22 protein-coding genes and 1 tRNA gene are annotated in these 22,617 nt (G+C 73.2%); 10 read left to right on the forward strand and 13 right to left on the reverse strand.

Annotated features, from left to right (window positions below; translation table 11 throughout):
- Positions 1-13 precede the first annotated feature (13 nt).
- Positions 14-571, forward strand: coding sequence for an Lrp/AsnC family transcriptional regulator (locus tag ACZ4VL_RS17830; RefSeq protein WP_468200630.1), 558 nt, complete (start codon positions 14-16; stop codon positions 569-571).
- Positions 572-698: 127 nt separating this feature from the next.
- Here the strand turns inward: ACZ4VL_RS17830 and ACZ4VL_RS17835 are convergent, their stop codons facing one another.
- From ACZ4VL_RS17835 to ACZ4VL_RS17850, 4 genes are all read right to left on the reverse strand, one after another.
- Positions 699-1,253 carry a CAP domain-containing protein gene (locus ACZ4VL_RS17835; RefSeq protein ID WP_468200549.1) on the reverse strand — a complete coding sequence of 185 codons (555 nt, stop codon included), beginning with the start codon at positions 1,251-1,253 and terminating at the stop codon, positions 699-701.
- Positions 1,254-1,388: 135 nt separating this feature from the next.
- A complete protein-coding gene (locus ACZ4VL_RS17840) occupies positions 1,389-3,071 on the reverse strand; it encodes a hypothetical protein (protein WP_468200551.1) in 1,683 nt (560 codons plus the stop codon).
- Between the two features lie 145 nt (positions 3,072-3,216).
- Positions 3,217-3,807, reverse strand: coding sequence for a TetR/AcrR family transcriptional regulator (locus tag ACZ4VL_RS17845; protein ID WP_468200552.1), 591 nt, complete (start codon positions 3,805-3,807; stop codon positions 3,217-3,219).
- Positions 3,804-5,369: a 3-hydroxyacyl-CoA dehydrogenase gene (locus ACZ4VL_RS17850; protein WP_468200554.1), complete on the reverse strand. Its 1,566-nt coding sequence runs from the start codon at positions 5,367-5,369 to the stop codon at positions 3,804-3,806. The genes ACZ4VL_RS17845 and ACZ4VL_RS17850 overlap by 4 nt, the downstream gene beginning before the upstream one ends.
- A gap of 167 nt (positions 5,370-5,536) precedes the next feature.
- On the opposite strand from ACZ4VL_RS17850, the gene paaN reads away from it, so the two are divergent.
- A complete protein-coding gene (gene paaN / locus ACZ4VL_RS17855) occupies positions 5,537-7,237 on the forward strand; it encodes a phenylacetic acid degradation protein PaaN (RefSeq protein WP_468200556.1) in 1,701 nt (566 codons plus the stop codon).
- Positions 7,238-7,244: 7 nt separating this feature from the next.
- Here paaN and ACZ4VL_RS17860 read toward each other — a convergent pair whose 3' ends face one another.
- The 3 genes from ACZ4VL_RS17860 to ACZ4VL_RS17870 all read right to left on the reverse strand — a co-directional run bounded on the left by ACZ4VL_RS17860 (position 7,245) and on the right by ACZ4VL_RS17870 (position 10,278).
- The gene (locus ACZ4VL_RS17860; protein WP_468200558.1) at positions 7,245-7,988 is read right to left on the reverse strand and encodes a TrmH family RNA methyltransferase; all 744 of its coding nucleotides are present in this window, start codon (positions 7,986-7,988) and stop codon (positions 7,245-7,247) included.
- 269 nt (positions 7,989-8,257) lie between these two features.
- On the reverse strand, positions 8,258-9,541 hold the full coding sequence (locus tag ACZ4VL_RS17865; protein WP_468200560.1) for an HTTM domain-containing protein: 1,284 nt from the start codon (positions 9,539-9,541) through the stop codon (positions 8,258-8,260).
- Complete coding sequence (locus ACZ4VL_RS17870; RefSeq protein ID WP_468200561.1) at positions 9,529-10,278, reverse strand: DUF5819 family protein; 750 nt, start codon at positions 10,276-10,278, stop codon at positions 9,529-9,531. Before ACZ4VL_RS17870 ends, ACZ4VL_RS17865 begins: the two co-directional genes overlap by 13 nt.
- Before the next feature lie 135 nt (positions 10,279-10,413).
- Here ACZ4VL_RS17870 and paaA point away from each other — a divergent pair, with 135 nt between their 5' ends.
- The 6 genes from paaA to ACZ4VL_RS17900 all read left to right on the forward strand — a co-directional run bounded on the left by paaA (position 10,414) and on the right by ACZ4VL_RS17900 (position 15,428).
- Complete coding sequence (paaA, locus tag ACZ4VL_RS17875) at positions 10,414-11,427, forward strand: 1,2-phenylacetyl-CoA epoxidase subunit PaaA (RefSeq protein ID WP_468200563.1); 1,014 nt, start codon at positions 10,414-10,416, stop codon at positions 11,425-11,427.
- Positions 11,424-11,708 carry a 1,2-phenylacetyl-CoA epoxidase subunit PaaB gene (paaB, locus tag ACZ4VL_RS17880; protein ID WP_468200564.1) on the forward strand — a complete coding sequence of 95 codons (285 nt, stop codon included), beginning with the start codon at positions 11,424-11,426 and terminating at the stop codon, positions 11,706-11,708. Before paaA ends, paaB begins: the two co-directional genes overlap by 4 nt.
- On the forward strand, positions 11,705-12,436 hold the full coding sequence (gene paaC / locus ACZ4VL_RS17885; protein WP_468200566.1) for a 1,2-phenylacetyl-CoA epoxidase subunit PaaC: 732 nt from the start codon (positions 11,705-11,707) through the stop codon (positions 12,434-12,436). Before paaB ends, paaC begins: the two co-directional genes overlap by 4 nt.
- Positions 12,430-12,948, forward strand: coding sequence for a 1,2-phenylacetyl-CoA epoxidase subunit PaaD (gene paaD, locus ACZ4VL_RS17890; protein ID WP_438312954.1), 519 nt, complete (start codon positions 12,430-12,432; stop codon positions 12,946-12,948). Before paaC ends, paaD begins: the two co-directional genes overlap by 7 nt.
- Positions 12,949-14,088, forward strand: a complete 1,140-nt coding sequence (locus tag ACZ4VL_RS17895) for a 2Fe-2S iron-sulfur cluster-binding protein (protein WP_468200567.1) — start codon at positions 12,949-12,951, stop codon at positions 14,086-14,088. It begins immediately after the preceding gene.
- Between the two features lie 197 nt (positions 14,089-14,285).
- A complete protein-coding gene (locus ACZ4VL_RS17900; protein WP_468200568.1) occupies positions 14,286-15,428 on the forward strand; it encodes an acyl-CoA dehydrogenase family protein in 1,143 nt (380 codons plus the stop codon).
- A 19-nt stretch (positions 15,429-15,447) separates the two neighbouring features.
- Here ACZ4VL_RS17900 and ACZ4VL_RS17905 read toward each other — a convergent pair whose 3' ends face one another.
- The 6 genes from ACZ4VL_RS17905 to ACZ4VL_RS17930 form a co-directional block, all read right to left on the reverse strand.
- Positions 15,448-15,792, reverse strand: a complete 345-nt coding sequence (locus ACZ4VL_RS17905) for a rhodanese-like domain-containing protein (protein WP_468200569.1) — start codon at positions 15,790-15,792, stop codon at positions 15,448-15,450.
- A 55-nt stretch (positions 15,793-15,847) separates the two neighbouring features.
- The gene (locus tag ACZ4VL_RS17910) at positions 15,848-16,705 is read right to left on the reverse strand and encodes a J domain-containing protein (protein WP_468200571.1); all 858 of its coding nucleotides are present in this window, start codon (positions 16,703-16,705) and stop codon (positions 15,848-15,850) included.
- A gap of 129 nt (positions 16,706-16,834) precedes the next feature.
- Positions 16,835-18,262 (reverse strand): DUF2252 domain-containing protein, encoded by a 1,428-nt coding sequence (locus ACZ4VL_RS17915; RefSeq protein ID WP_468200632.1) that lies wholly within the window; start codon positions 18,260-18,262, stop codon positions 16,835-16,837.
- A 115-nt stretch (positions 18,263-18,377) separates the two neighbouring features.
- Entirely contained in the window at positions 18,378-19,025 is a 648-nt protein-coding gene (locus ACZ4VL_RS17920; protein ID WP_468200635.1) for a response regulator, read from the reverse strand.
- Positions 19,026-19,048: 23 nt separating this feature from the next.
- Positions 19,049-20,716, reverse strand: coding sequence for a sensor histidine kinase (locus tag ACZ4VL_RS17925; protein ID WP_468200636.1), 1,668 nt, complete (start codon positions 20,714-20,716; stop codon positions 19,049-19,051).
- 183 nt (positions 20,717-20,899) lie between these two features.
- Positions 20,900-20,982 (reverse strand) — tRNA-Leu (locus tag ACZ4VL_RS17930).
- 293 nt (positions 20,983-21,275) lie between these two features.
- Here ACZ4VL_RS17930 and ACZ4VL_RS17935 point away from each other — a divergent pair.
- Entirely contained in the window at positions 21,276-22,088 is an 813-nt protein-coding gene (locus ACZ4VL_RS17935) for an FhaA domain-containing protein (protein WP_468200572.1), read from the forward strand.
- Between the two features lie 10 nt (positions 22,089-22,098).
- A complete protein-coding gene (locus tag ACZ4VL_RS17940; RefSeq protein ID WP_361092995.1) occupies positions 22,099-22,599 on the forward strand; it encodes an FHA domain-containing protein FhaB/FipA in 501 nt (166 codons plus the stop codon).
- Positions 22,600-22,617: the final 18 nt, after the last annotated feature.

Genomic DNA, 22,617 nt, shown 5'->3' on the forward strand with positions numbered 1-22,617 from the left:
GCCGGATGAACAAATGGCCGCGAGCGGTTCCGCACCGGTACCGCCGGGGGTTTCCTCCTCCGGCCCATACGTCCCTTCCGCCCCGCCCCGCCCGCTGGACCCCATCGACCGGTCGATCATGCGCCTGCTGCAGGCGGACGGCCGCGCGTCGATACGCTCGGTGGCCGAGCAGGTCCACGTGTCGCGGGCGAACGCCTACGCCCGGATCAACCGGCTCATCGACGACGGGGTGATCCGCGGCTTCACGGCCCGCGTCAACCACGAACGCGCAGGTCAGGGCGCCTCTGCCTATATCACCCTGAAGATCGTCCAGAACTCCTGGCGCACGGTCCGCGAGAAGCTGCGCGAGCTGCCGGGCGCCGCGCACATCGCCCTGGTCAGCGGCGACTTCGACGTCCTGCTGCTGGTCCACACCCCCGACAACCGGACCCTGCGCGAGTTGGTCCTCACCCGCCTCCAGGCCATTCCCGAGGTGCTCTCCACGCGCACCCTGCTGGTCTTCGAGGAGACGGACCTGCTCGACCAGGCCCCGGACGGCGGCGGAGCCGGCCCGGCTCTCCCGGAGGACTAGCGGTCCTCCGGGAGAGCCGGGCCGGCCCGGGACCGGCCGGCCCGGGACCGGCCGGATGCGGACCGGCCGGATGCGGACCGGCCGGATGCGGACCGGCCGGATGCGGACCGGCGAGATGCGGACCGGATCACCGCTGGCAGCGGCCGAAGGTCACCACGTAGGTCCAGGCGTTGGCCGCGCCGGATCCGGCCGGGTCGGCCGAACCGGCCTGCGCCCAGGGGCCGGCGTCGCGCAGGGAGCCGTCGAGGATGATCGCCCGGTGGCCCGGGCTGTTCATCCACCAGTTCACGGCGGCCTTCGGGCTGCCGCCGGTGCCCCAGCCGGTGTAGGTGATCTCGGCGAACGCCCAGGACCGCGGGTTGGGGCAGTAGCCGGCCGCGGTGATGCGGCTCTGCGGCGTGGAGCCCGTCTGCGGGTTCCGGTGCGGGTCCTTGCCCGGACCCCACCACTTCTGCTGGACGGAGGCCACGGCGTGCTGCCGGGCCGCGTTCGTCAGCGGCTGGTTGACGGTCAGGGCGGGCAGCCCCCGGCTGGTGCGCTGGGCGTTGATGAGGCACAGCACGGAGGTGTCGCAGCCCTGGGCCGCGGCGGGCGGCGCCGCGACGGGTACCAGGGCGGCGGAGAGGACGGCCGCCACGAGGGGGCCGAGAAGACAGCGGGTTCGAGGAGCACGGCTTGTCACGAGGGTCCACCTCCCGCGGACGAACTGGGGTGCACAGTGGTGCGGAGGTGGCGACCGGTCGCCGGGAACTTCCCTTCCAGGCTGCCATCGGGGCGGCCCGGTCGCCATCCGGGACCGGGCCGCCGCCGCGGGCGCCTACTTCGTCTCGTAGTAGCCGAAGATGTCCACGATCAGGTGGATCGGGCCCCAGCTCTGGTTCCAGAAGTCGACGACGCCGTTGGTGCCGCCGGAGCTCGCCTGGACCAGGTTCGCAACGGTCTTGTTCGCCGCCCAGTTGAGGCTGGACGCGGTGGGCCGGACCTGCTCCACGACGGTGTCGTTGAAGTAGTCGGTGGGCGCGTTCGTGTCCGGGGCGACCGACAGGAAGCCGGCCTCGGCGGGGCTCGTCACGGTGGTGTTCATGACGTACCCGGCGATGCCCTGCTCCTTGTGGGACGCGTTCAGCCAGATGTAGTTGCGGGCGGCCAGCGGCTCGTTGCCCCACTTCACCGGGTCGCGGGTGTCGATCAGGCGGCTCGGGGCGGTCGACATGTACGCGCCCTGGCTGTCGGGGCTGTAGTAGCCGACGACGTCGACGATGACGTCGGTCCCGGCCCAGGCGCCGTTGCGGACCTTGATGCTGCCGTCGGGGCCGACCGGGACGATCACCGAGTTGGCGATGGTCTGGCCCGCGCGGAAGTTCAGGTTCGAGGTGCTCGGGGCCTGCACGTCGCTCGGGAAGACGGTGAGGTGGCCGTCCTCACGCGGGTTGGTGACGGTCACGTTCAGCGCCACGGCGGTGATGCCGCCCGGGACGCCCCGCAGGCCGCTGATCTGGGTGCCGAACGTGCCCTGGCCGGCGAGCTGGCCGCGGGCGGTGCCCAGGCCCTCGCGGGTGTCCACGAAGCGGACCGGCGTCATCGGGGTGTAGCCGCTGGACGCGCTGTGGGTGAAGTAGCCGGTGACGTCGGCGATGAGGTCGATCGTCTCCCAGCCGCCGTTGTACAGCTCGACGTACCCGTCCTTGCCGACCGGCACGATCACCATGTTCGGAACGGTCTGGTTGGCCTCGTAGTTGAGGTTCGAGGTGGTCGGGCGCTTGCCGCCGGACGCGAAGGCCGTGACGTGGCCGCCGCTGGTGGTGTTGGTGGCGGTGACGTTCAGGGCGACGGCGCTGGCACCGGCCGGAATCTTCGCGTTGCCGGCTATCTTCACCCGGGCCGAGGTGTAGGGCGCGACCTTGGCCTTCGGGGCGCCGGTCCCGCTGCGGGTGTCCAGCAGACGGGTCGGGGTGTGCGGGGTGAAGTCCGAGCCGATCGTCGAGAGCGGCAGCTGGTTGACGACCTCGACCTGGTTCGTCGCGTCCGTCACGGTGACCTTGACGTTGTACTCGCCCAGCTCGGCGTAGCGGTGCTGCTGGGTCGTCTCCAGGCCGGGGGTGCCGTCGGACACGTCCACCGCACCGTCGCCCCAGTCGACGGTCAGCTTCAGCGTGACGCCCGGGGCGCTGACGATCGAGGACTGGAGCTCGATGCCGTGCGCCGACGTGGGCTTGGCGTTGAGGACGACCGCGAGGTCCGGGTTGCCCGCGGAGGCCGTGCCCGCCGTCAGCGGCGCGGCCTCGGCGGCGGCGGTCTGGCCCTTCGCCGTGCGCAGGGTCTTGCGGACCGAGCGCTCGGCGGGGCTGTGGAAGGTCTTGGCCTCGGGCTGGACCAGCTTGCCCGCGTCCACGCCCCGTACGGACTTGCCCTTGGCCGCGGGTGCGGCGGGAGCGGCCTGCGCCACGACCGGCGCCAGGGCCATTCCGACGCTGGCCGCGACGGCGACGGCAGCGGACATTACAAGACGGCGATTGCGCACCGGCCCCCCAGTTTTGAACACGCTCAGGAATGTGAATCGCGCTCAGCGTACATGCCGGAGGGGGCCCTTCATCGCACAGTTTTTCGGCCAGAATCGCCGCAACCCAGACGAACCGCTCCGCCGGTCAGCCGCGGACCGTGCGCAGCCCGTCGAAAGCCATGTGGACCACGGCGTCGGCGAGCTGGTCCGGGGTGGTGCCGGGGTGCGGGCGGTACCACTCCACCAGGGAGTTGACCATCCCGAACAGCAGGCGGGTGGCCAGTCGGATGTCCACGTCCGCCCGCAGGTCCCCGTCGGCCGCGGCGGCCTTGAGGAGCTCCGCGACCTGGTGGTCGAACTCCCGGCGGCGCTCCAGCGCCCAGCGCTCGGTCCGGGTGTTGCCCCGGACCCGCAGCAGCAGGGTCACGTACGGCAGCTCGGAGACCAGGACCTCCACCGTGCGGCGCGTGACGTACTCGACCCGCTCGACCGCCCGGCCCTGCAGCGCACCCGGCTCGTCGAGCACGGCGAACAGCCCGTCGAGCGCCCGGCTGACGGCGCGGCTGAGGAGTTCCTCCTTGCCCGCGACGTGGTGGTAGATCGAGGACTTGGAGATGCCGGCGGCCTTGGAGAGGTGCTCCATGGAGGTGCCGTCGTAGCCGCGCTCGTTGAAGACCTGGACCGCGACCGTCAGGAGCGACTCGGGGGTGTAGGTGTCCCGCCGGGCGGTCGTCACGCGCCCTCCTCCGCCGCGGCGGCGTCCACGGCGCCCTCGGGGGCCTCGGGGGCGCCCCCGGCCTCCTCGGGGGATTCCGCGTAGCCCAGCCTGAACAGCGCCAGCGAGGGTGCGTAGCGGCCGCCGGGGCAGCGTTCGTCGAGGTTGTGCAGCAGGTCGTACGCCCAGTCGCTGCCGAGCCGCTCGTGCCATGCGGACGGGCCCAGCGGGTAGTTGACGCCGAGCCGCATCGCCGTGTCGATGTCCTCGGCGGAGGCCACGCCCCGGGCGACGGCGTCGGCGGTCAGGTCGATCAGCATCGCCACCGTGCGGGCCACGATCATGCCCGGGACGTCGCCGATGACGGAGACCTGCTTGCCGAGCCGCTGGAACAGCCCCACGGCCTCGGCGACGGTCTGCTCGCTGGTGTCCTCGCCCGCGGAGAGCGCGATGCGGGTGGCCCCGCGGTAGTCGAGGGCGAGGTCGAAGTAGACGACGTCGGTGAACTCCACGGAGGTCTTGCCGTCCGCGAGCACCAGCTGCCCCTCGCCGGGCAGCTGGATGTACGGGCCCCCGGTGCCGGCGGCCGTGACCGCGATCCCGGCCTCCTCCATCAGGTCGACGAGGTCCGCGGCGGGGCCCAGGTCGCCGACCACGGTGACCTTCTCCGGGGCCTCCTCGGGCGCGGCGGTGTGCGGGACCGGGGCCGGCGCGTCCGACCCGTACGGGAACCAGCCGTGCCCCGACTTGCGGCCGAGGCGGCCCGACTGGACCAGCCGGCGCTGCGCGAGCGAGGGGGTGAACTTGGGGCTGCGGAAGAAGGACTCCCACACCGACCGGGTGACGGCCTCGTTGACGTCCTGCCCGATCAGGTCGGTCAGCGCGAACGGGCCCATCTTGAAGCCGCCGGACTCGCGGAGCACGGCGTCGATGGTGGCCGGGTCGGCGCCCTGCTCCTCGTACACCGCGAAGGCCTCGGCGTAGAAGGGACGGGCGATGCGGTTGACGATGAAGCCCGGGGTGTCGGCGCAGCGCACCGGGGTCTTCCCCCAGCCCAGCATCGTGCGGTGGGCGCGCTCGGCGGCGGCCGGGTCGGTCGCGTGGCCGCTGACCACCTCGACGAGCGGGAGCAGCGGGGCCGGGTTGAAGAAGTGCAGGCCGAGGAAGCGGCCGGGGTGCGCGAGCCCGGCGGCCAGCTCGGTGACGGAGAGGGAGGAGGTGTTGGTGGCCAGCAGGGCGTCCGGGGCCACCACCTGTTCGAGTGCCGCGAAGAGCGCGCGCTTGACGGCGGTGTCCTCGACGACCGCCTCGACGACGAGCGCGGCGTCCGCGAGGTCGGGGAGGGCGGAGGCCGGAGCGATCCGGCCGTTCGCGGCCTCGGCCTCGGCGGGCTCCAGACGGCCCTTGGCGGCCATGCGATCGACACGGTCCTGGACGATGGCGACGCCGTCGGCGGCGAGGGCGGCGTTGATGTCGTAGATCAGCACCCGGTGACCTGCGAGGAGCGCGACCTGGGCGATGCCCTGGCCCATGGTGCCGGCGCCGATCACCGCAACGGTGCGGGACCGTTCGATTGCTGTCATGTCCTGATCCTCCCGCACCGAGTTATCCACAGGTCCGCCGGGCCCTCTTGTCCCGACCGATCGTTCGGTTACTCTAACTCCAGTCTGCTCTTCTTCACCCGCCCTTGCCTGATCCCAGTCTGCGATCCAGTCTGATCTTGCCCGGCTCAACGAGGAGTTGGTCCCTGATGGCCGCCGAGCCCACCGTCCCCCAGCTGCCCGCCCTGTCGGAGCTGTCCGCCAAGCACCGGCCCACCCTGGACCAGGCGCTGGAGGCCATCCGCAGCCGTGCCTACTGGTCCCCGCACCCCGAGCACCCCAAGGCGTACGGCGAGACCGCGCCGGCCGACGGGCTCGCCGCCTTCGAGGCCCTGAAGGGCACCCGCTTCGACCTGGACCAGCCCGGCACCGACGGCTGGACGGGCGGCGAGGTCTCCCCGTACGGCCCGGCCCTGGGCATCGAGTACCCGCACGTCGACCCGGACGTGCTGCTCCCCGCGATGCGCGCGGGCATGGGCGCCTGGCGGGACGCCGGTCCGGAGGCGCGCGCCCTGGTCTGCATCGAGATCCTGGCCCGCATCAGCGCGCGGACGCACGAGTTCGCCCACGCGGTCATGCACACCAGCGGCCAGGCGTTCATGATGGCCTTCCAGGCGGGCGGCCCCCACGCGCAGGACCGCGGCCTGGAGGCCGTGGCGTACGCGTACGAGGAGCAGACCCGTGTCCCGGGCCGGGCCGACTGGTCCAAGCCGCAGGGCAAGAAGGACCCGCTCCAGCTGGGCAAGACCTTCACGGCGGTCCCGCGCGGCATCGCCCTGGTGATCGGCTGCAACACCTTCCCGACGTGGAACGGCTACCCGGGCCTGTTCGCCTCGCTCGCCACCGGCAACGCGGTGCTGGTCAAGCCGCACCCGCGGGCCGTCCTCCCGCTCGCGCTCACGGTGAAGGTCGCCCGCGAGGTGCTGCAGGAGGCGGGCTTCGCCCCCGATCTGGTCGCGCTGGCCGTCGACCGCCCGGGCGAGGGCGTCGCCAAGGACCTGGCCGTCCGCCCCGAGATCAGGGTGATCGACTACACCGGCTCCACGGAGTTCGGCGACTGGCTGGAGGCCAACGCCCGCCAGGCCCAGGTGTACACGGAGAAGGCCGGCGTCAACACGGTCGTCGTCGACTCCACGGACAACTACAAGGGCATGCTGGCGAACCTCGCCTTCTCCCTGTCGCTGTACAGCGGCCAGATGTGCACCACCCCGCAGAACCTGCTGATCCCGCGGGACGGCATCGACACGGACGCCGGCCGCAAGACGTACGACGAGGTCGTCGCCGACATCGCGGCCTCGGTCGGCGGCCTGCTCGGCGACGACGCCCGCGCCAACGCGCTCCTGGGCGCGCTGGTCAACCCGGACGTCAAGGCCCGCCTGGAGGCGGCCGCCGGCCTCGGCGAGGTCGCGCTGGCCTCCCGCGAGGTGGCCAACCCCGAGTTCCCGGACGCCGTCGTGCGCACCCCGGTCCTGGTGAAGCTGGACGCGGCCAAGGCGGACGACTCGGCGCCCTACCTCTCCGAGTGCTTCGGCCCGGTCTCCTTCGCGGTGGCCGTGGACGGCACCGAGGACGCCCTCGCCCTGCTGCGCCGCACGGTGCGCGAGAAGGGCGCGATGACGGTGGGGGCGTACACCACCTCCGGGGACACCGAGCGGGCGATCGAGGAGGTCTGCCTGGAGGAGTCGGCGCAGCTCTCGCTGAACCTGACCGGCGGGGTCTACGTCAACCAGACCGCGGCGTTCTCCGACTTCCACGGCTCCGGCGGCAACCCGGCCGCGAACGCGGCGCTGTGCGACGGGGCGTTCGTCTCGAACCGCTTCCGCATGGTGGAGGTCCGCCGCCAGGCGTGACGTGCGGCTAGTGCTGCGGGCGGGGGCCGCCCCAGTGGAACAGGGTCATGGCCACGCTGGTGGCCAGGTTGTAGCTGGACACCTGCGGGCGCATCGGCAGGGACACGAGGTGGTCCGCCCGGGCGCGCAGCTCGGGCGAGATCCCGTGCCGCTCGGAGCCGAAGGCCAGCAGCGCGTCGTCCGGGAGGGTGAGGGCACGGATGTCCTCGCCCTCCGGGTCGAGCGCGTACACGGGCCCGGCCGGAAGGGTCTCCAGGGTCACCGACTGCACGGTGGTGGCGTAGTGCAACCCGGCTCCGGCGCGCACCACGTTCGGGTGCCATGGGTCCAGGTCGCCACGGGTGACGACGCCCGTCGCCCCGAAGCCGGCGGCGAGCCGCACCACGGCGCCCACGTTGCCGAGGTTCCGCGGATTGTCGAGGACGACGACGGGCGCGGTACGCGGCATCCGCTCCAGCCGGGCCCGCGCTTCGGCGGCATCGGGCCGCACGGCGAGCGCGGCGACGCCTGTGGGGTGCACGCGGGGGAGGAAGGTCCGCAACTCGCCGACCCGCAGCACCCGATCGAGGTCACCGCCCACATCGGGAGCCAGCTGAGCGGCCAGCGCCCGCACCGCCTCGGGATCATCGGCCACGGCCACCCGCACATCGGCCCCGAACCGCAGCGCGTGCTTCAGCGCATGAAACCCGTCGAGCACGACGAGCCCCTGCTCCACACCCTCCCGCCACTCCCCCACCACACCCTCACCCATAACCCCGACCCTAACCCCCACCTCGATCCCCAACCCCGCGGAACCACCCAGCCCGGCCGCCACCACCCAGCCCCGCCGGCGTTTGAGGCGCGGCTCCGGGCCGAGCCCGAACCAAGCCCCACCGCCACCACCCAGCCCCGCCGGCGTTTGAGGCGCGGCTCCGGGCCGAGCCCCGATGCAGCCCCGCCGGCGATTGAGGCGAACGGGTCCGGGCGGAGCCCGGGGAACGGAGGAAGGGCGGGGCGGGGAGATGCTCCGCGCAGCGGCGACTACCGCGGCCCCGCGGCCGCAGCCGGGTCCGGATCGGAATCCGGTCCGCCACTCCCGGCCGGCGCCGGCAAGGCCAACGGCGACGACGACCGCGGCGGCGACGACGGCGACGGCGACGGCGACGGCGACGGCGAAAACACCGCGGCCCAGCGCCCCCGCACCCGCAGAACCCCCACCCCCATCCCCACCAAGAACCCGGTCGGCAAGAACACCGCATCGGCGGCGATCATCGCCAACGAAAAGAACGGCAACCCCAGCAGCACCGCAATCCCCGCGTGCTCCACCATCATCACGCCGAGCAGCACGTTCTTGATCCGCCGCTGGAACACCGTGAACGGAAACGCCACCTGCAGCACGACCGTCCCGTACGTCAGCAGCATCACCACCGTCCCACTGCCCGCCAGCAGCGCCGACAGCCCGGGCCACGGGCTGAAGTAGTCCAGCCCGAGCGGGTAGTACAGGGCGGTCCCGTCCTGCCACCGAGAGCCCTGGACCTTGTACCAGCCCGCCGTGGCGTAGATCAGGCAGACCTCCGCCATGATCACCAGCATCCCGGCGTTGTGCACGACGTTGGCCAGCACGTCCAGCAGGGCCCGCCCCTCGCTCCGCCCGACCCCCTCCACCGCTGCGAGCGCCTCGTTCCGCTCGGCCATCCACCACACCGCGGCGGCCACCCACAGCGCCGCGAAGGCCGCCGTCCAGCCGAGCCCGAACTGCCCGGTCACGGCCCCGTACACGAACACCGCACCCAGCACGCCCCACAGCACCGGCCCGGCCGCCCCCGCCGAGGCGGACCCCCGCAGCCGGGCCCGCCGGGCGTCCAGCGACCACACCTGCGCGCACCGCGTGAGCACCAGGTAGATCGCCATCAGGTGGATGACGTTGTCGCCGCCGTCGCCCATGAACACGCTGCGGTTCTGCAGGGACAGCACCCCGACCATGAACACCACGGACGTGGCCCTGGTCCGCCAGCCCAGCACCAGCAGCGCGGCGGCGAGCACGGACACCAGGTAGACGGTCTCGAACCACCACACCGATTCCGACCACAGCAGCACCGTGAAGGCGTGGTTCGACTCGATGAGCCTTCGGGACAGCTCCCAGCTCCAGGGGCCGTCGGGCCCGTACAGTTCGTGCCGGTTCGGGTACTCCCGCAGCAGGAAGAAGAGCCAGGTCCCGGCGAAGCCGATCCGCACGACGGCGCTCTGGTAGGGCCCGAGCGCCTCCCCGGTGACCTTCGCCAGCCCCCGTGCCGCGGCGGCCCGCCCCCGTCTCAGACCGTCCACCACGGCAGCTCCCGGTAGTACGTCTGGGTGTCGGTCCGCTCGTCGCTCCACGCCGGCGCGGCCACGGCGCGCGTGGCCGAGCGCAGCTGGATCCGCACGACCTCGCCGACCTCGCCGTCCCGGCCGGCCGTCCGGACCTCGCCGAGCCGGTTCAGGGCGATCCGCCGCAGGTACTGCTCCGACAGGTCGCCGCGCTCGCCGTTCGGGGTGTCGTCCTCGTCGTGGGAGCCGGTGAAGAAGTCCCAGGCCCGGCGCAGCTCGTTCTGCCGGGTGTGGCTGGGCAGCAGGCTGTGCTCGATGGCCGCGCCGTCGGCGGCGGACAGGTCGTGCCAGGGACCGGCGACCACGTCGCCGCCGGGGGTCCGGTACTCCGCGCGGACCTCGACCGCGATGTTCTGCTGGAGCGGGTTGGGGGCGAAGAGCTTCCAGTTCTGTTCGAACTCGGGGTAGATCCAGCCGTCGACCGCCGCCGCGTGCCGCTTGCTCAGCGTGTTGGTCGGGGCGACGTGCAGGAAGACCAGGGCCAGGTGGGCGCAGGCGGCGAGGCCGGTCGCGGCCAGGGCGAGGGCCGCGACGACCCGGTACGGGCGGGACAGCCCCGCGATCCCCGCCGGGCGGAACGGGAGGACGACCGGCGCCGTGGCCGGCGGGACGACCGGCGGTACGGCCTGCGGGACCGTCGGCGGCCGGGCGGGCGGATCGTCCGCTTCCGCGGTCTCTCGCTCGTTCGATTCCATCGCGTCCCGATCGTTCGGCGTCCACAGGGTTGACCAGAGAGGTTGACACCCTACGGGCCGCCGTCTCACCATTGAAGAGAACGAACCGAACGATCGGTCGGTCGGGCGGTCAACAGACTCTGGCAGGGAGCCGGGATGGTGGCAGTGACCCCGGAATCGGGGCAGGACGCGAGGCTGGATGCCGGCCTCGCGGCACAGCTCACGGCGGCCTTCGACGCCGCGGTGGCGGCCGACGAGCGCGTCGAGCCGCGTGACTGGATGCCCGACGAGTACCGCTCGACGCTCGTCCGCCAGATGGCCCAGCACGCCCACTCCGAGATCATCGGCATGCAGCCCGAGGCCAACTGGATCACCCGCGCGCCCTCGCTGCGCCGCAAGGCGATCCTGATGGCCAAGGTGCAGGACGAGGCCGGGCACGGGCTGTACCTGTACAGCGCCGCCGAGACCCTCGGCACCAGCCGCGACGAGCTGCTCGACAAGCTCCACGCGGGCAAGCAGAAGTACTCGTCGATCTTCAACTACCCGACGCTGACCTGGGCCGACGTCGGCGCGATCGGCTGGCTCGTGGACGGCGCGGCGATCACCAACCAGGTGCCGCTGTGCCGCTGCTCCTACGGGCCGTACGCCCGCGCCATGGTCCGGATCTGCAAGGAGGAGTCCTTCCACCAGCGCCAGGGCTTCGAGCTGCTCCTCGCCCTCTCCCAGGGCACTCCGGAGCAGCACGCGATGGCGCAGGACGCGGTGGACCGCTGGTGGTGGCCCTCGCTGATGATGTTCGGCCCGCCGGACGCCGAGTCGTCGCACTCGGAGCAGTCGATGGAGTGGCGGATCAAGCGGCACTCCAACGACGAGCTGCGCCAGCGCTTCGTGGACATCGCCGTACCGCAGGCCGAGACCCTCGGTCTGACCCTGCCCGACCCGGACCTGAAGTGGAACGAGGAGCGCGGGCACCACGACTTCGGCGCCATCGACTGGACCGAGTTCTGGGACGTGCTCAAGGGCAACGGCCCGTGCAACGAGCAGCGGCTCACCCAGCGCCGCCGGGCACACGAGGAAGGCGCGTGGGTCCGCGAGGCGGCCGCGGCGTACGCGGCCAAGCAGACGGCGGCACCGGCCGCCGCAGCAACGAACGAGGAGGCAGGGGTATGACGCAGAACTGGCCGCTGTGGGAGGTGTTCGTGCGCTCGCGGCGCGGCCTCTCGCACACACACGCCGGCAGCCTGCACGCGCCCGACGCGGAGATGGCCCTGCGCAACGCCCGCGACCTCTACACCCGGCGCAGCGAGGGCGTGTCCATCTGGGTGGTGCCCTCCGCCGAGATCACCGCGTCCTCCCCGGACGAGCGGGACCCGTTCTTCGCGCCGTCGGCCGACAAGCCGTACCGGCACCCCACCTTCTACGACATCCCCGAAGGGGTGAGCCACCTGTGACCGGCACCGACGTCGCCGTGCCGGCCGCGGCCGCCCTCGCCCTCGGGGACGACGCGCTGGTCCTCTCCCACCGCCTGGGCGAGTGGGCCGGCCACGCCCCCGTCCTGGAGGAGGAGGTCGCGCTCGCCAACATCGCGCTCGACCTGCTCGGCCAGGCCCGTGTCCTGCTGTCGATGGTCGGCGACGAGGACGAGCTGGCGTTCCTGCGGGAGGAGCGGTCCTTCCGCAACACCCAGCTGGTGGAGCAGCCCAACGGCGACTTCGCCCACACCATCGCCCGCCAGCTGTACTTCTCCCTGTACCAGCACGAGCTGCACACGCAACTCGCCGCCGGGGACGGCCCGTTCGCCCCGCTGGCCGCGAAGGCCGTCAAGGAGACCGCGTACCACCGCGACCACGCCGAGCAGTGGACGCTGCGGCTCGGCGACGGCACCGAGGAGAGCCGCCGGCGCATGCGGGACGGCCTCGACGCGCTGTGGAAGTACACCGGCGAGCTGTTCCAGCCGGTGGACGGCCTCGACGGGGTCGACTGGTCCGCACTGGAGGACCGCTGGCTGACCGCGCTGGGCGGCGTCCTGGAGCGGGCCGGGCTGTCCCTCCCCGAGGGCCCGCGCACCGGCGCCTGGGCGGCCGGGGCCGGCCGGCAGGGCCTGCACACCGAGCCGTTCGGCCGGATGCTGGCCGAGATGCAGCACCTGCACCGCAGCCACCCGGGGGCGACATGGTGACCCGCGCGCAGGAGGCGCCCGAGACCCTGAGCCGCCTGGAGGCGGAGCTGACCGAGCTGGCCGGCTCCGTGCCCGACCCCGAGCTGCCCGTGCTCACCCTGGCCGAGCTCGGTGTCGTCCGCGGCGTGCGGATGCACGAGGACGGTCACGCCGAGGTCACCCTCACGCCCACGTACACCGGATGCCCCGCCATCGAGGCCATGTCCGCCGACATCGAGCGGGCCCTGACCGGGCACGGCATAGCGGACGTCCGGGTGCGCACCGTCCTGTCGCCCGCCTGGTCGACCGACGACATCAGCGCCGAAGGCCGGCGCAAGCTGGCCGAGTTCGGCATCGCCCCGCCCCGCCCGCACGCGGCGGGCGGGCCGGTCCCCGTCGCCCTCTCGGTCCGCTGCCCGCACTGCGGGTCGACCGAGACCGAGCTGCTCAGCAGGTTCTCGTCCACCGCGTGCAAGGCGCTGCGCCGCTGCACCGCGTGCCGCGAACCGTTCGACCACTTCAAGGAGCTGTAGATGGCCGCGTCCACGCCGTCGCCCACGCCGGCGCCGGGCTCCGCGCGTCCCCCGCGCCACGGCGCCTTCCACCGGCTGACGGTGTCCGCGGTCGACCGGCTCACCGACGACTCCGTGGCACTGACCCTCGCGGTCCCCGCAGAGCTGCGCGCCGACTACCGGCACGCCGCCGGCCAGCACCTCACCCTGCGCCGTACGACCCCCGAGGGCGCGGAGGTCCGCCGGACCTACTCGATCTGCTCGCCCGCCCCGGACCCCGCCGGCCCCGGCCCGGAGCTGCTCCAGGTCGGCGTACGGCTCGTGGAGGGCGGGGAGTTCTCCACCTTCGCGCACAAGGAGGTCGCCACCGGGGACGCGCTGGACGTGATGGTCCCGGCCGGCCGCTTCGTCCTGGACCCCGCCGCCGCACCGGCGGGCGGGCACTACGCGGCGGTCGTCGGCGGCAGCGGTATCACCCCCGTGCTGTCGATCGCGGCGACGCTGCTGGCGGCCCGGCCCGACGCCCGGTTCTGCCTGGTGCGCACCGACCGCACCCAGGCCTCGACGATGTTCCTGGAGGAGGTCGCCGACCTCAAGGACCGCTACCCGGACCGCTTCCAGCTCGTCACCGTGCTGTCCCGGGAGGAGCAGGAGGCCGGACTGCCGTCCGGCCGGCTGGACGAGGAGCGCCTGAAGGGCCTGCTCCCGGCGCTGCTGCCCGTCGCCGACGTCACCGGCTGGTACCTGTGCGGCCCCTACGGGCTGGTCGTCTCCGCGGAGCGGGCCCTGGGCGCGCTCGGCGTCGGGCGCGGCCGGGTCCACGAGGAGGTCTTCCACGTCGAGGACGCCGCCGCACCCGCTCCCGCGGCGGCCGCGGCGCCCGCGGACGGCCGGGTCACCGCCCGCCTCGACGGCCGCTCCGGCACCTGGCCGGTCCAGGGCGGGGAGTCCCTGCTGGACACGGTGCTGCGCAACCGCGCGGACGCCCCGTACGCCTGCAAGGGCGGGGTGTGCGGCACCTGCCGCGCCTTCGTGGTCAAGGGCGAGGTCCGGATGGACCGCAACTTCGCGCTGGAGGCGGAGGAGACGGAGGCCGGGTTCGTGCTGGCCTGCCAGTCCCACGCGGTGACCGAGGAAGTGGAGATCGACTTCGACCGCTGAGCCGGTCGGGGGGGGGGGGGGGGGGGGGGGGGGGGAGAGCCAACACCCCCCCCCCCCCCCCCCCCCCCCCCCCCCCCCCCCCCCCCCCCCCCCCCCCCCCCCGCCACAGGCCTGTCCAATTCCCGGATCCTGCCCTATCTTGACGCTCCGTCAGATCGAGGCGGACGCCGGGTTCCGTGCACGCGGGAGGACAGGCAGTGGACTTCACCTTCACCGAGGAGCAGCAGGCCGCCGCCGAGGCGGCGAGGGCCGTCTTCGCCGGGGTCGCCCCGGACGGCGTGCCCAGCCCCGCCCTGATCCCGGGCGCCGTCGCCGACGACTTCGACCGGCCCCTGTGGGCCCGGCTCGCCGGCTCCGACCTGCTGAGCCTGGTCCTGGCCGAGGAGTACGGGGGCTCCGGCCTCGACGCCGTCGCCCTGTGCCTGGTGCTGCGCGAGGCGGGCAAGCGGCTGGCCCGGGTGCCGCTGCTGGAGCACTGCACCACCGCCGCCGTCGTCCAGGCCCACGGCAGCCCCGAACTCGCCCGCGCCCTGCTGCCCGGCGCCGCGACCGGGGAGCTCGTCCTCACCGCCGCCGCCCACGGCCGAAGCGGCCACGACCCCGCCGAACTCGCCGTCACCGCACGCCGCGAGGGTACCGACTGGATCCTCGACGGGATGCAGACCGCCGTGCCCTGGGCCCACCGTGCGGATTGGACGGCCGTACCGGCCCACACCGGCTCGGGAGAGGCCGTGCTCGCGCTCGTCCCGCGCGGCGCCGAGGGCCTCGCCCCGGCCGACCAGTACTCCACCAGCGGGGAGCTGTTCGCCGAACTCACCCTGGACGGCGTCCGGGTGCCCGCGGCCCACCTGATCGCCGCCCCGGCGGCCTGGGAACGGCTGCACCGGCTCCTCACCGTCGGGACCTGCGCCCTCGCGCTCGGCCTCGGCACGGCCGTGCTGGCCATGACCAGCGAGTACACGGGCAAGCGCGAACAGTTCGGCTTCCCGGTGGCCACCTTCCAGGCGGTCGCCGTGCAGGCCGCGGACCGCTACATCGACCTGCGCGCCATGGAGGCCACCTTGTGGCAGGCCGCCTGGCGGATCGACGCGGCGACCGGCGGGGCCGGTGGCCCGCTGCCGCCCGCCGGGGACATCGCCGTCGCCAAGATCTGGGCCGCGGAGGGGGTGCGCCGGGTCGTGCAGACCGCCCAACACCTGCACGGCGGCTTCGGCGCCGACACCGACTACCCGCTCCACCGCTACCACGCCTGGGCCAAGCAGTGGGAGCTCCAGCTCGGGCCGGCCGCCGCGCACGAGGAGGCCCTGGGCGACCTGCTGGCCGCCCACGCCCTCGCCTGACGCGGCCCTGCGGCACGTCCTACAGCACGAAGGCCGGGGTGCCGCTGTCGGTCACCATCGGGCGCCCGGCCCCGTGCCAGGCCTGCATCCCGCCGTCGACGTTCACGGCGTCGATGCCCTGGCGCACCAGGTACTGGGTGACCTGCGCGGAGCGCCCGCCCACCCGGCACATCACGTGCACGCGGCGGCCGTCCTCGACGGCCTCCGTCAGCTCGCCGAAGCGGGCCGCGAAGTCACTCATCGGGATGTGCAGGGCGCCTTCCACGTGCCCGGCGGCCCACTCGTCGTCCTCGCGGACGTCCAGCACAAAGCCTTCGGAGGGCACCGCGGCGGCGTCCACCGAGGGAAGCGGTCCGAAGTTCATACGTCGCCTTCTCTCATCACGGGTCGGGGCTCCAACTTAGCCGAGCCGGCCCGGCTCACCCCGCGGCCAGGGCGGCGAGCTGGGCCTCCTTCTCGGACACCTGGGCCAGCAGCTGCTCGGCGATCTCGTCCAGCAGCCGGTCCGGATCCTCCGGGGCCATCCGCAGCATCGCCCCGATCGCGCTGTCCTCCAGCTCGCGGGCCACCACCGTGAGCAGCTCCTTGCGCTGCGCCAGCCACTCCAGCCGGGCGTACAGCTCCTCGCTCTCGCTCAGCCGCCGCTCCGCCACCGCCGCCGGGCCGGCCGCCCACTCCTCGGCCAGCTCGCGCAGCAACTGCTCCTCACCCCGCCCGTATGCTGCGTTGACCCGGGCGATGAACGCGTCGCGCCGGTGCCGCTCCGCCTCGTCCTGGGCGAGGTCCGGGTGGGCCTGCCGGACCAGCTCGCGGTACAGGCGCTTGACCTCCTCCGTCGGGCGCACCCGCTGCGGCGGCCGCACCGGCCGGTCGGTGAGCATCGCGCCCGCGTCGTCGGAGATCCCTTCGGAGCCCATCCAGTCGTGGAACAGCTCGTCCACCCCGGGCATGGGCATCACCAGGGAGCGCGCCTCACGGGCCAGCCGCAGGTCCTCGGCGTCACCGCTGCGCTCGGCCTTCGCCTCGGCGATCAGGGCGTCCAGCTCGTCGAGCCGCGCGTACATCGGGCCGAGCTTCTGGTGGTGCAGCCGGGAGAAGTTCTCGACCTCCACCCGGAAGGTCTCCACCGCGATCTCGAACTCGATCAGCGCCTGCTCGGCGGCCCGTACGGCCCGCTCCAGGCGGGCCTCGGGCCGCTCGTCACCGGAGGGCTGACCGGCCGGGCCGGATGCGCCGGAGGTCGCGGAGGCGGTCTCTTCACTCTGCTGCTCGCTCACCCGGCCACCCTAAGCCCGGTCCGCCCCGGCCCGGGTTTCACGTGAAACATCGACCCTGGACCGTGACCACGGCCGGGCCGCCGGACGCGGCCGGCCACCGCATCCCGTGGCCGGCCCCGGTTCTCCCGCTCAGACCCCGGACTCCGCGGCGATCCGCCCCGCCTTCACCGCCGCCACCAGGTCCGCGTGGTCGGCCTCGGTGCGGTCGGCGTAGGCCACCGCGAACGCGGCGAACGCCTCGTCCAGCTCCTCGTTCTTCCCGCAGTACCCGGACAGCAGCCGCGGGTCGGCGCTGTGCGCGTGCGCCCGGGCCAGCAGGGCACCGGTCATCCGGCCGTAGTCGTCGAGCTGGTCGGCGGAGAGCGCCGCCGGGTCCACGCTGCCCTTGCGGTTGCGGAACTGGCGGACCTGGTACTGGCGCCCCTCGACCGTGGTCCAGCCCAGCAGGATGTCCGAGACCACCTGCATGCGCTTCTGCCCGGACACCACCCGGCGGCCCTCGTGCTCCTCGACCTTGGTCGTGAAGCCCACGGCGGGCAGGTGGGGCAGCAGCACCGAGGGACGGGCCTCCTTGACCTGGAGCACGAGCGGCTCGCCCCGGTGGTCCAGCAGCAGCACCACGTACGAGCGGGTGCCGACGCTGCCCGTGCCGACCACGCGGAACGCGACGTCGTGGATGGCGTACCGGGCGAGCAGCGGCAGCCGGTCCCCCTGCAGCGTCTTCAGGTAGGGGCCCAGCGAGGCCGCGACGACAGCGGCCTCCGCGTCCCCGACCCGGCGGAGCACCGGCAGGGCGTCCACGAAGCGCCGCCCGTTGTCGGGGCAGGGCTCGGTCGACTTGGCGGCGAACCGCGCCGAGGTGTTGCTGCGGGCCTTGTCCACGACCCGCTGGAGGATGCCGAGCATGTCCCGGGCGTCGGCGTGCGCGACGAGCCGCTCGTCCGCGATGGCGTTCCAGGCGTCCATCGCCGGCAGCTTGGCCAGCAGCCGCATGGTGCGGCGGTAGGTGCCGACCGCGTCGAGGGCGGCCGCCCGGCAGGTGTCCTCGTCCGTGCCGGCCACCCGGCCGGCGAGGATCAGCGAGGTCGCCAGCCGCTTCAGGTCCCACTCCCAGGGGCCGAAGACGGTCTCGTCGAAGTCGTTGAGGTCCATGACGAGCCGGCCGCGGGCGTCCCCGTACAGGCCGAAGTTCGCGGCGTGCGCGTCACCGCAGATCTGCGCCCCGATGCCGGTGACCGGGCCGGTGGTCAGGTCGTGGGCCATCAGCCCGGCCGCCCCGCGCAGGAACGCGAAGGGGTTCGCGGCCATCCTGCCGACCCGTATCGGCGTCAGCTCGGACACCCGCCCGGCATTGGACTCCTCCACCGCGCGCACCGCGTCCGGCCGCCCGGCGGGCAGCTCGAAGCGGGCGTGCGCCGAGCGCGGCACCCGGTTGCGCAGGGCCTTGCCGGCCTCCCGGGGCGAGCCGTCCTCCGTCCGCGGCCCGAACCCGGGGACCTCCGGCAGCCGCCCCTCGCACTCCGCGCCCGCCGCGTCCCCCGCGTGCCGTTCCGTCATCGCCATGCTGCCGTGCCCCCGCCCGTGACCGCCGGGCCCTGCCGGCGCATTTCCGTTGTTCCGTTGTTCCATCGTTCCGGGCCCGACCGTTCCGTCGTTCCGGGCCCGACCGTATCTACAGCCCCGCGTCCCTGGCCAGCAGGGCCGCCTGCACGCGGTTCTCGCAGCCCAGCTTCGCCAGGATCCGGCTGACGTACGTCTTCACCGTCGCCTCGCTCATGTGCAGCCGCCGGCCCGCGTCCGCATTGGACAGCCCCTCGCCCAGCAGGGCCAGCACACCGCGCTCGCGCTCGCTCAACTCGGCGATCCGCCGCCTGGCCTCCTCGCTGCGCGCCGCCGCCCGGCCGGACGCCAACTGGTCGACGACGTGCCGGGTCGCCCCCGGCGAGAGGTACGCGTCTCCGGCCGCCGCCGCCCGGACCGCGCCGATCAGCTCGCCCGGCGCGGAGTCCTTGAGCAGGAACCCGGCACTGCCCTGGCCGAGGGCCCGCAGCACGTTCTCCTTCTCCCCGAACGTGGTCAGGACCAGCGCCCGCACATCGGGCACGGCCCGGCCGAGCTCCCCGAGCGCGGTCAGGCCGTCCATCACGGGCATCTGGATGTCGAGGAGCACCACGTCCGGCGCGTGCGAGCGGGCCAGCTCCACGGCCTCGCGGCCGTTCGCCGCCTCGGCGACGACCTCGATGTCCGGCGCCGACGTCAGGATCATCCTGATGCCGGCCCGGATCAGCGGCTCGTCATCAGCGATCACCACTCGGATCACCTTGGCTGTCACCCCGCGCGCTCCTACTGCTTGACCACGTACGACTGCTTGTCGACGAGCTTGCCGTCCTTGAAGCAGAACCGGAAAACCGTATCGTCGCCGAGTTCCCCGCCTTCCGAGGACAGCCATGCCACGCACGACGAACCGGCGGGCTTCAGCGGGCCCTTGCGGTCCAGGCCCTCGGTCAGGAAGCTCTCGCCCGAGGGCAGCCGGTCGCGCACCGCCCGCTCGCTCTCCCCGACCTGGATCCGCTCGTACTCCTCGGGGCTGAGCATCGCCTTGGTCACCGATCCCACCAGCAGCGTCATGACCGCCCCGACCACGATCACGAACACCACGAGCGCCGCGACCGCGATGCCGCAGCCCAGGGCGACGCCGCCGGTCCGGCTGCGCCCGCGCACCGCCAGCTCCCGGTCCACGGCCGCCCAGTCCATCGGCGGCCCCGCGGCGGCCGCGGCCAGCGCCTGGGCCTGCTGCCCGAAGTCGTCCGCGACGTCCTCGGCCCCGGCCGGCTCCGTCCCGTACGGCAGCACGCCGGCCACCCGGAACCCGCCGCCCTCGGTGGAGCCCGCGTGGACCATCCCGCCGACGAGCCGGGCCCGCTCCCGCAGCCCGGTCAGGCCCTGCCCGCCCGAGACCACCTCGCCCGCCCCCGCCCCCGCCGGAACCGGGCCGTTGGCGATCTCCACCACCAGCGAGTCGTCCTCGTACCGCAGCTCGACCGTGATGGCGGCCCCCGGGGCGTGCTTGTACGCGTTCGTCAGCGCCTCCTGCACGATCCGGTACGCCGCGTGGTCGCAGGCCGCCACCAGCGGCCTCGGGCGCCCCTGCGCGGCCAGCCGTACGTCGGTGCCGGCGGAGCGCGCCGCCTCCACGATGCCCGTGATACCGGCCACGCCGCGGGCCGCGGGCTGCGCGTCCTCAACGGGGGCCTCGGCCTCCACCCCGTCGCGCAGGATCCCGACGACCTCGCGCAGTTCGTGCATGGCCGACACCGAGGCCTGCCGCAGCACGCCCACGGCCTCCCGCTGGCGGTCGGTGAGCTGGGGGTCCACCTCCAGCGCGCCGGTGTGGACGGCGATCAGCGCCAGCTGGTGGCCGAGGCTGTCGTGCATGTCCTGGGCTATCCGCTGCCGCTCACGCAGCCGGGCCTGCCCGGCGACCATGGCGCGCTCCCGCATCAGCTGCCCGTTGCGCTCCTGCAGGGCCCGCAGCAGGGTCCGGCGCTGCGACCAGTACCGGCTGGCCAGACCTGGCATCACGGTGGTGACGAGGAACATGAGCGTGGTGAACACGATCACCAGCAGGGGCCGCATCTGGGACCACTGCTCGACCACGGAGAAGCCGACCGAGGCGAGGAACGCCAGGGTGAAGGCGGTCAGCGCCCGCCCGACGCCGACGATCCGGCGGCCCGCGGACCAGCTGAGCGGGATGATGGCCAGCACCGTGCCGGGCAGGAACGGGGCCACCGCCGCAGCGCAGACGAGGGTCCCGGCCGGCAGCCGCCGGCGCAGCAGCACGAGGGCGGCCACGGCCACCCCGCTGGCCAGCATCCGTGCCGGGCTGCCGTTCTCCAGCTCCTCGACGCCCAGCCCGAGCAGAGTGACCATTACCGCAATCGCCAGATCGCCGGCGAGCGTCCGCCGGGTCCACGGCTCGGGTCCCCGCAGCCAGTTCCAGCCCGTCCGCATCTTCGCCGTCGCATCCACGCGACGACCCTAGACATCCCGGCCGCGGCGGCAACGCCCTCTTTCGTCGTGGCCGGCGCGACGAAAGTCGCCGACCCGGCACGGAAGTTGGCCCGGCGTCGGATCCGGTCCGGGCACAACGAAGAACCCCCGCTTCGGATTTCTCCGAAGCGGGGGTTCCATCTGTGGGCGAGGGGGGATTTGAACCCCCACGTCCCGAAGGACACTGGCACCTGAAGCCAGCGCGTCTGCCGTTCCGCCACTCGCCCGAGCAGCGTCCCAGTGGATCTTCCCTTTCGGTCCGTCCCCCTGGCGACGAACGAAACATTAGCACGTCATCGGGGGTGGATTCACATCGCTTTCCCCGGGCCCCCCGATCCCGCCGCGATCGCCCCTCCCGCACAGCACTCCCGGTGCGGGACACTGTCCCTTGCGCACCCCTACGATCCCTTGTGAGGACCAACACTCGTCCGGACGGGACCCAGGGGGAACCACCCGAATCCGCCACGCGTGGATACGATCAGTAAGCAGTACAGGGCGACAATGACGGAGGAGGTGCCCCATGGGAGTTCTGAAGCGGTTCGAGCAGCGACTCGAAGGTCTGGTGAACGGCACCTTCGCCAAGGTCTTCAAGTCCGAGGTCCAGCCCGTCGAGATCGCCGGAGCCCTCCAGCGGGAGTGCGACAACAACGCCACGATCTGGAACCGTGAGCGGACGGTCGTCCCCAACGACTTCATCGTGGAGCTGAGCGCGGGCGACTACGAGCGCCTCAGCCCGTACTCGGGGCAGCTCGGCGACGAGCTCGCGGGCCTCGTCCGCGACTACGCCAAGCAGCAGCGCTACAGCTTCATGGGACCGATCAAGGTCCACCTGGAGAAGGCCGAGGACCTCGACACCGGCCTCTACCGCGTCCGCAGCCGTACCCTGGCCGGGAGCACCTCCCAGCCGCAGGCGCCCCAGAACCAGCAGGGCGGCGGCTACGGCTACCCGCCGGTCGCCGCGCCGCCGATGCCGGCCGGGCCGCCTCCGGGCGGCGCACCGGGCCGCAGGCCGAGTGCGGGCGGACCGGGCCCCGTGCCGCCGGGCGGCGCCGCCAAGCGCCACTGGATCGAGATCAACGGCACCCGGCACCAGATTTCCCGCCCCACCCTCGTACTCGGCCGGAGCACCGAGGCCGACGTGCGGATCGACGACCCCGGCGTATCCCGCCGGCACTGTGAGATCCGGACCGGAGCGCCCTCGACGATCCAGGATCTCGGGTCCACCAACGGCATCGTGGTGGACGGGCAGCACACCACCCGCGCTACGCTCCGCGACGGCTCGCGGATCGTCGTGGGCAGTACCACCATCATTTACCGGCAAGCCGAAGGGTGAAGCGGGGGCAATGTCAGAGCTGACCCTGACGGTCATGCGGCTGGGTTTCCTGGCCGTTCTGTGGCTGTTCGTCATCGTGGCCGTTCAGGTCATCCGCAGCGACCTCTTCGGTACGCGCGTCACCCAGCGCGGCTCGCGCCGGGGCAGCGGCGGGGCGGCGCCGCAGCAAGCCGGCCGCCAGGCCGCCGCGCCCCCGCAGCAGCGCCAGCGGCGCGGGGCGCCCACCAAGCTCGTCGTCTCCGAGGGGACCCTGACGGGAACCACGGTGGCCCTCGCCGGCCAGACGATCACCCTGGGCCGCGCCCACGACTCCACGATCGTGCTGGACGACGACTACGCCTCCAGCCGGCATGCCAGGATCTACCCCGACCGGGACGGCCAGTGGATCGTCGAGGATCTCGGGTCCACGAACGGCACGTATCTCGACCGGACCCGGCTGACCACCCCGACGCCCATTCCGCCGGGCGCCCCGATCCGCATCGGCAAGACCGTCATCGAGCTGCGGAAGTAGTACGAGAATGAGCGAGCG

It is taken from the genome of Streptomyces sp. NPDC029014, from assembly GCF_055564695.1.

Bases quoted from the DNA above. Each gene is read 5' to 3' on its own strand.
- ACZ4VL_RS17915 (WP_468200632.1), bottom strand. From the start codon at position 18,262: ATGACGGAACGGCACGCGGGGGACGCGGCGGGCGCGGAGTGCGAGGGG.
- ACZ4VL_RS17940 (WP_361092995.1), top strand. From the start codon at position 22,099: ATGTCAGAGCTGACCCTGACGGTCATGCGGCTGGGTTTCCTGGCCGTT.
- ACZ4VL_RS17830 (WP_468200630.1), top strand. From the start codon at position 14: ATGGCCGCGAGCGGTTCCGCACCGGTACCGCCGGGGGTTTCCTCCTCC.
- ACZ4VL_RS17870 (WP_468200561.1), bottom strand. From the start codon at position 10,278: ATGGAATCGAACGAGCGAGAGACCGCGGAAGCGGACGATCCGCCCGCC.
- ACZ4VL_RS17905 (WP_468200569.1), bottom strand. From the start codon at position 15,792: ATGAACTTCGGACCGCTTCCCTCGGTGGACGCCGCCGCGGTGCCCTCC.
- ACZ4VL_RS17925 (WP_468200636.1), bottom strand. From the start codon at position 20,716: ATGCGGACGGGCTGGAACTGGCTGCGGGGACCCGAGCCGTGGACCCGG.
- paaD (WP_438312954.1), top strand. From the start codon at position 12,430: ATGGTGACCCGCGCGCAGGAGGCGCCCGAGACCCTGAGCCGCCTGGAG.
- ACZ4VL_RS17895 (WP_468200567.1), top strand. From the start codon at position 12,949: ATGGCCGCGTCCACGCCGTCGCCCACGCCGGCGCCGGGCTCCGCGCGT.
- ACZ4VL_RS17840 (WP_468200551.1), bottom strand. From the start codon at position 3,071: ATGTCCGCTGCCGTCGCCGTCGCGGCCAGCGTCGGAATGGCCCTGGCG.
- ACZ4VL_RS17935 (WP_468200572.1), top strand. From the start codon at position 21,276: ATGGGAGTTCTGAAGCGGTTCGAGCAGCGACTCGAAGGTCTGGTGAAC.
- paaB (WP_468200564.1), top strand. From the start codon at position 11,424: ATGACGCAGAACTGGCCGCTGTGGGAGGTGTTCGTGCGCTCGCGGCGC.
- paaA (WP_468200563.1), top strand. From the start codon at position 10,414: ATGGTGGCAGTGACCCCGGAATCGGGGCAGGACGCGAGGCTGGATGCC.
- ACZ4VL_RS17860 (WP_468200558.1), bottom strand. From the start codon at position 7,988: ATGGGTGAGGGTGTGGTGGGGGAGTGGCGGGAGGGTGTGGAGCAGGGG.
- paaN (WP_468200556.1), top strand. From the start codon at position 5,537: ATGGCCGCCGAGCCCACCGTCCCCCAGCTGCCCGCCCTGTCGGAGCTG.
- ACZ4VL_RS17850 (WP_468200554.1), bottom strand. From the start codon at position 5,369: ATGACAGCAATCGAACGGTCCCGCACCGTTGCGGTGATCGGCGCCGGC.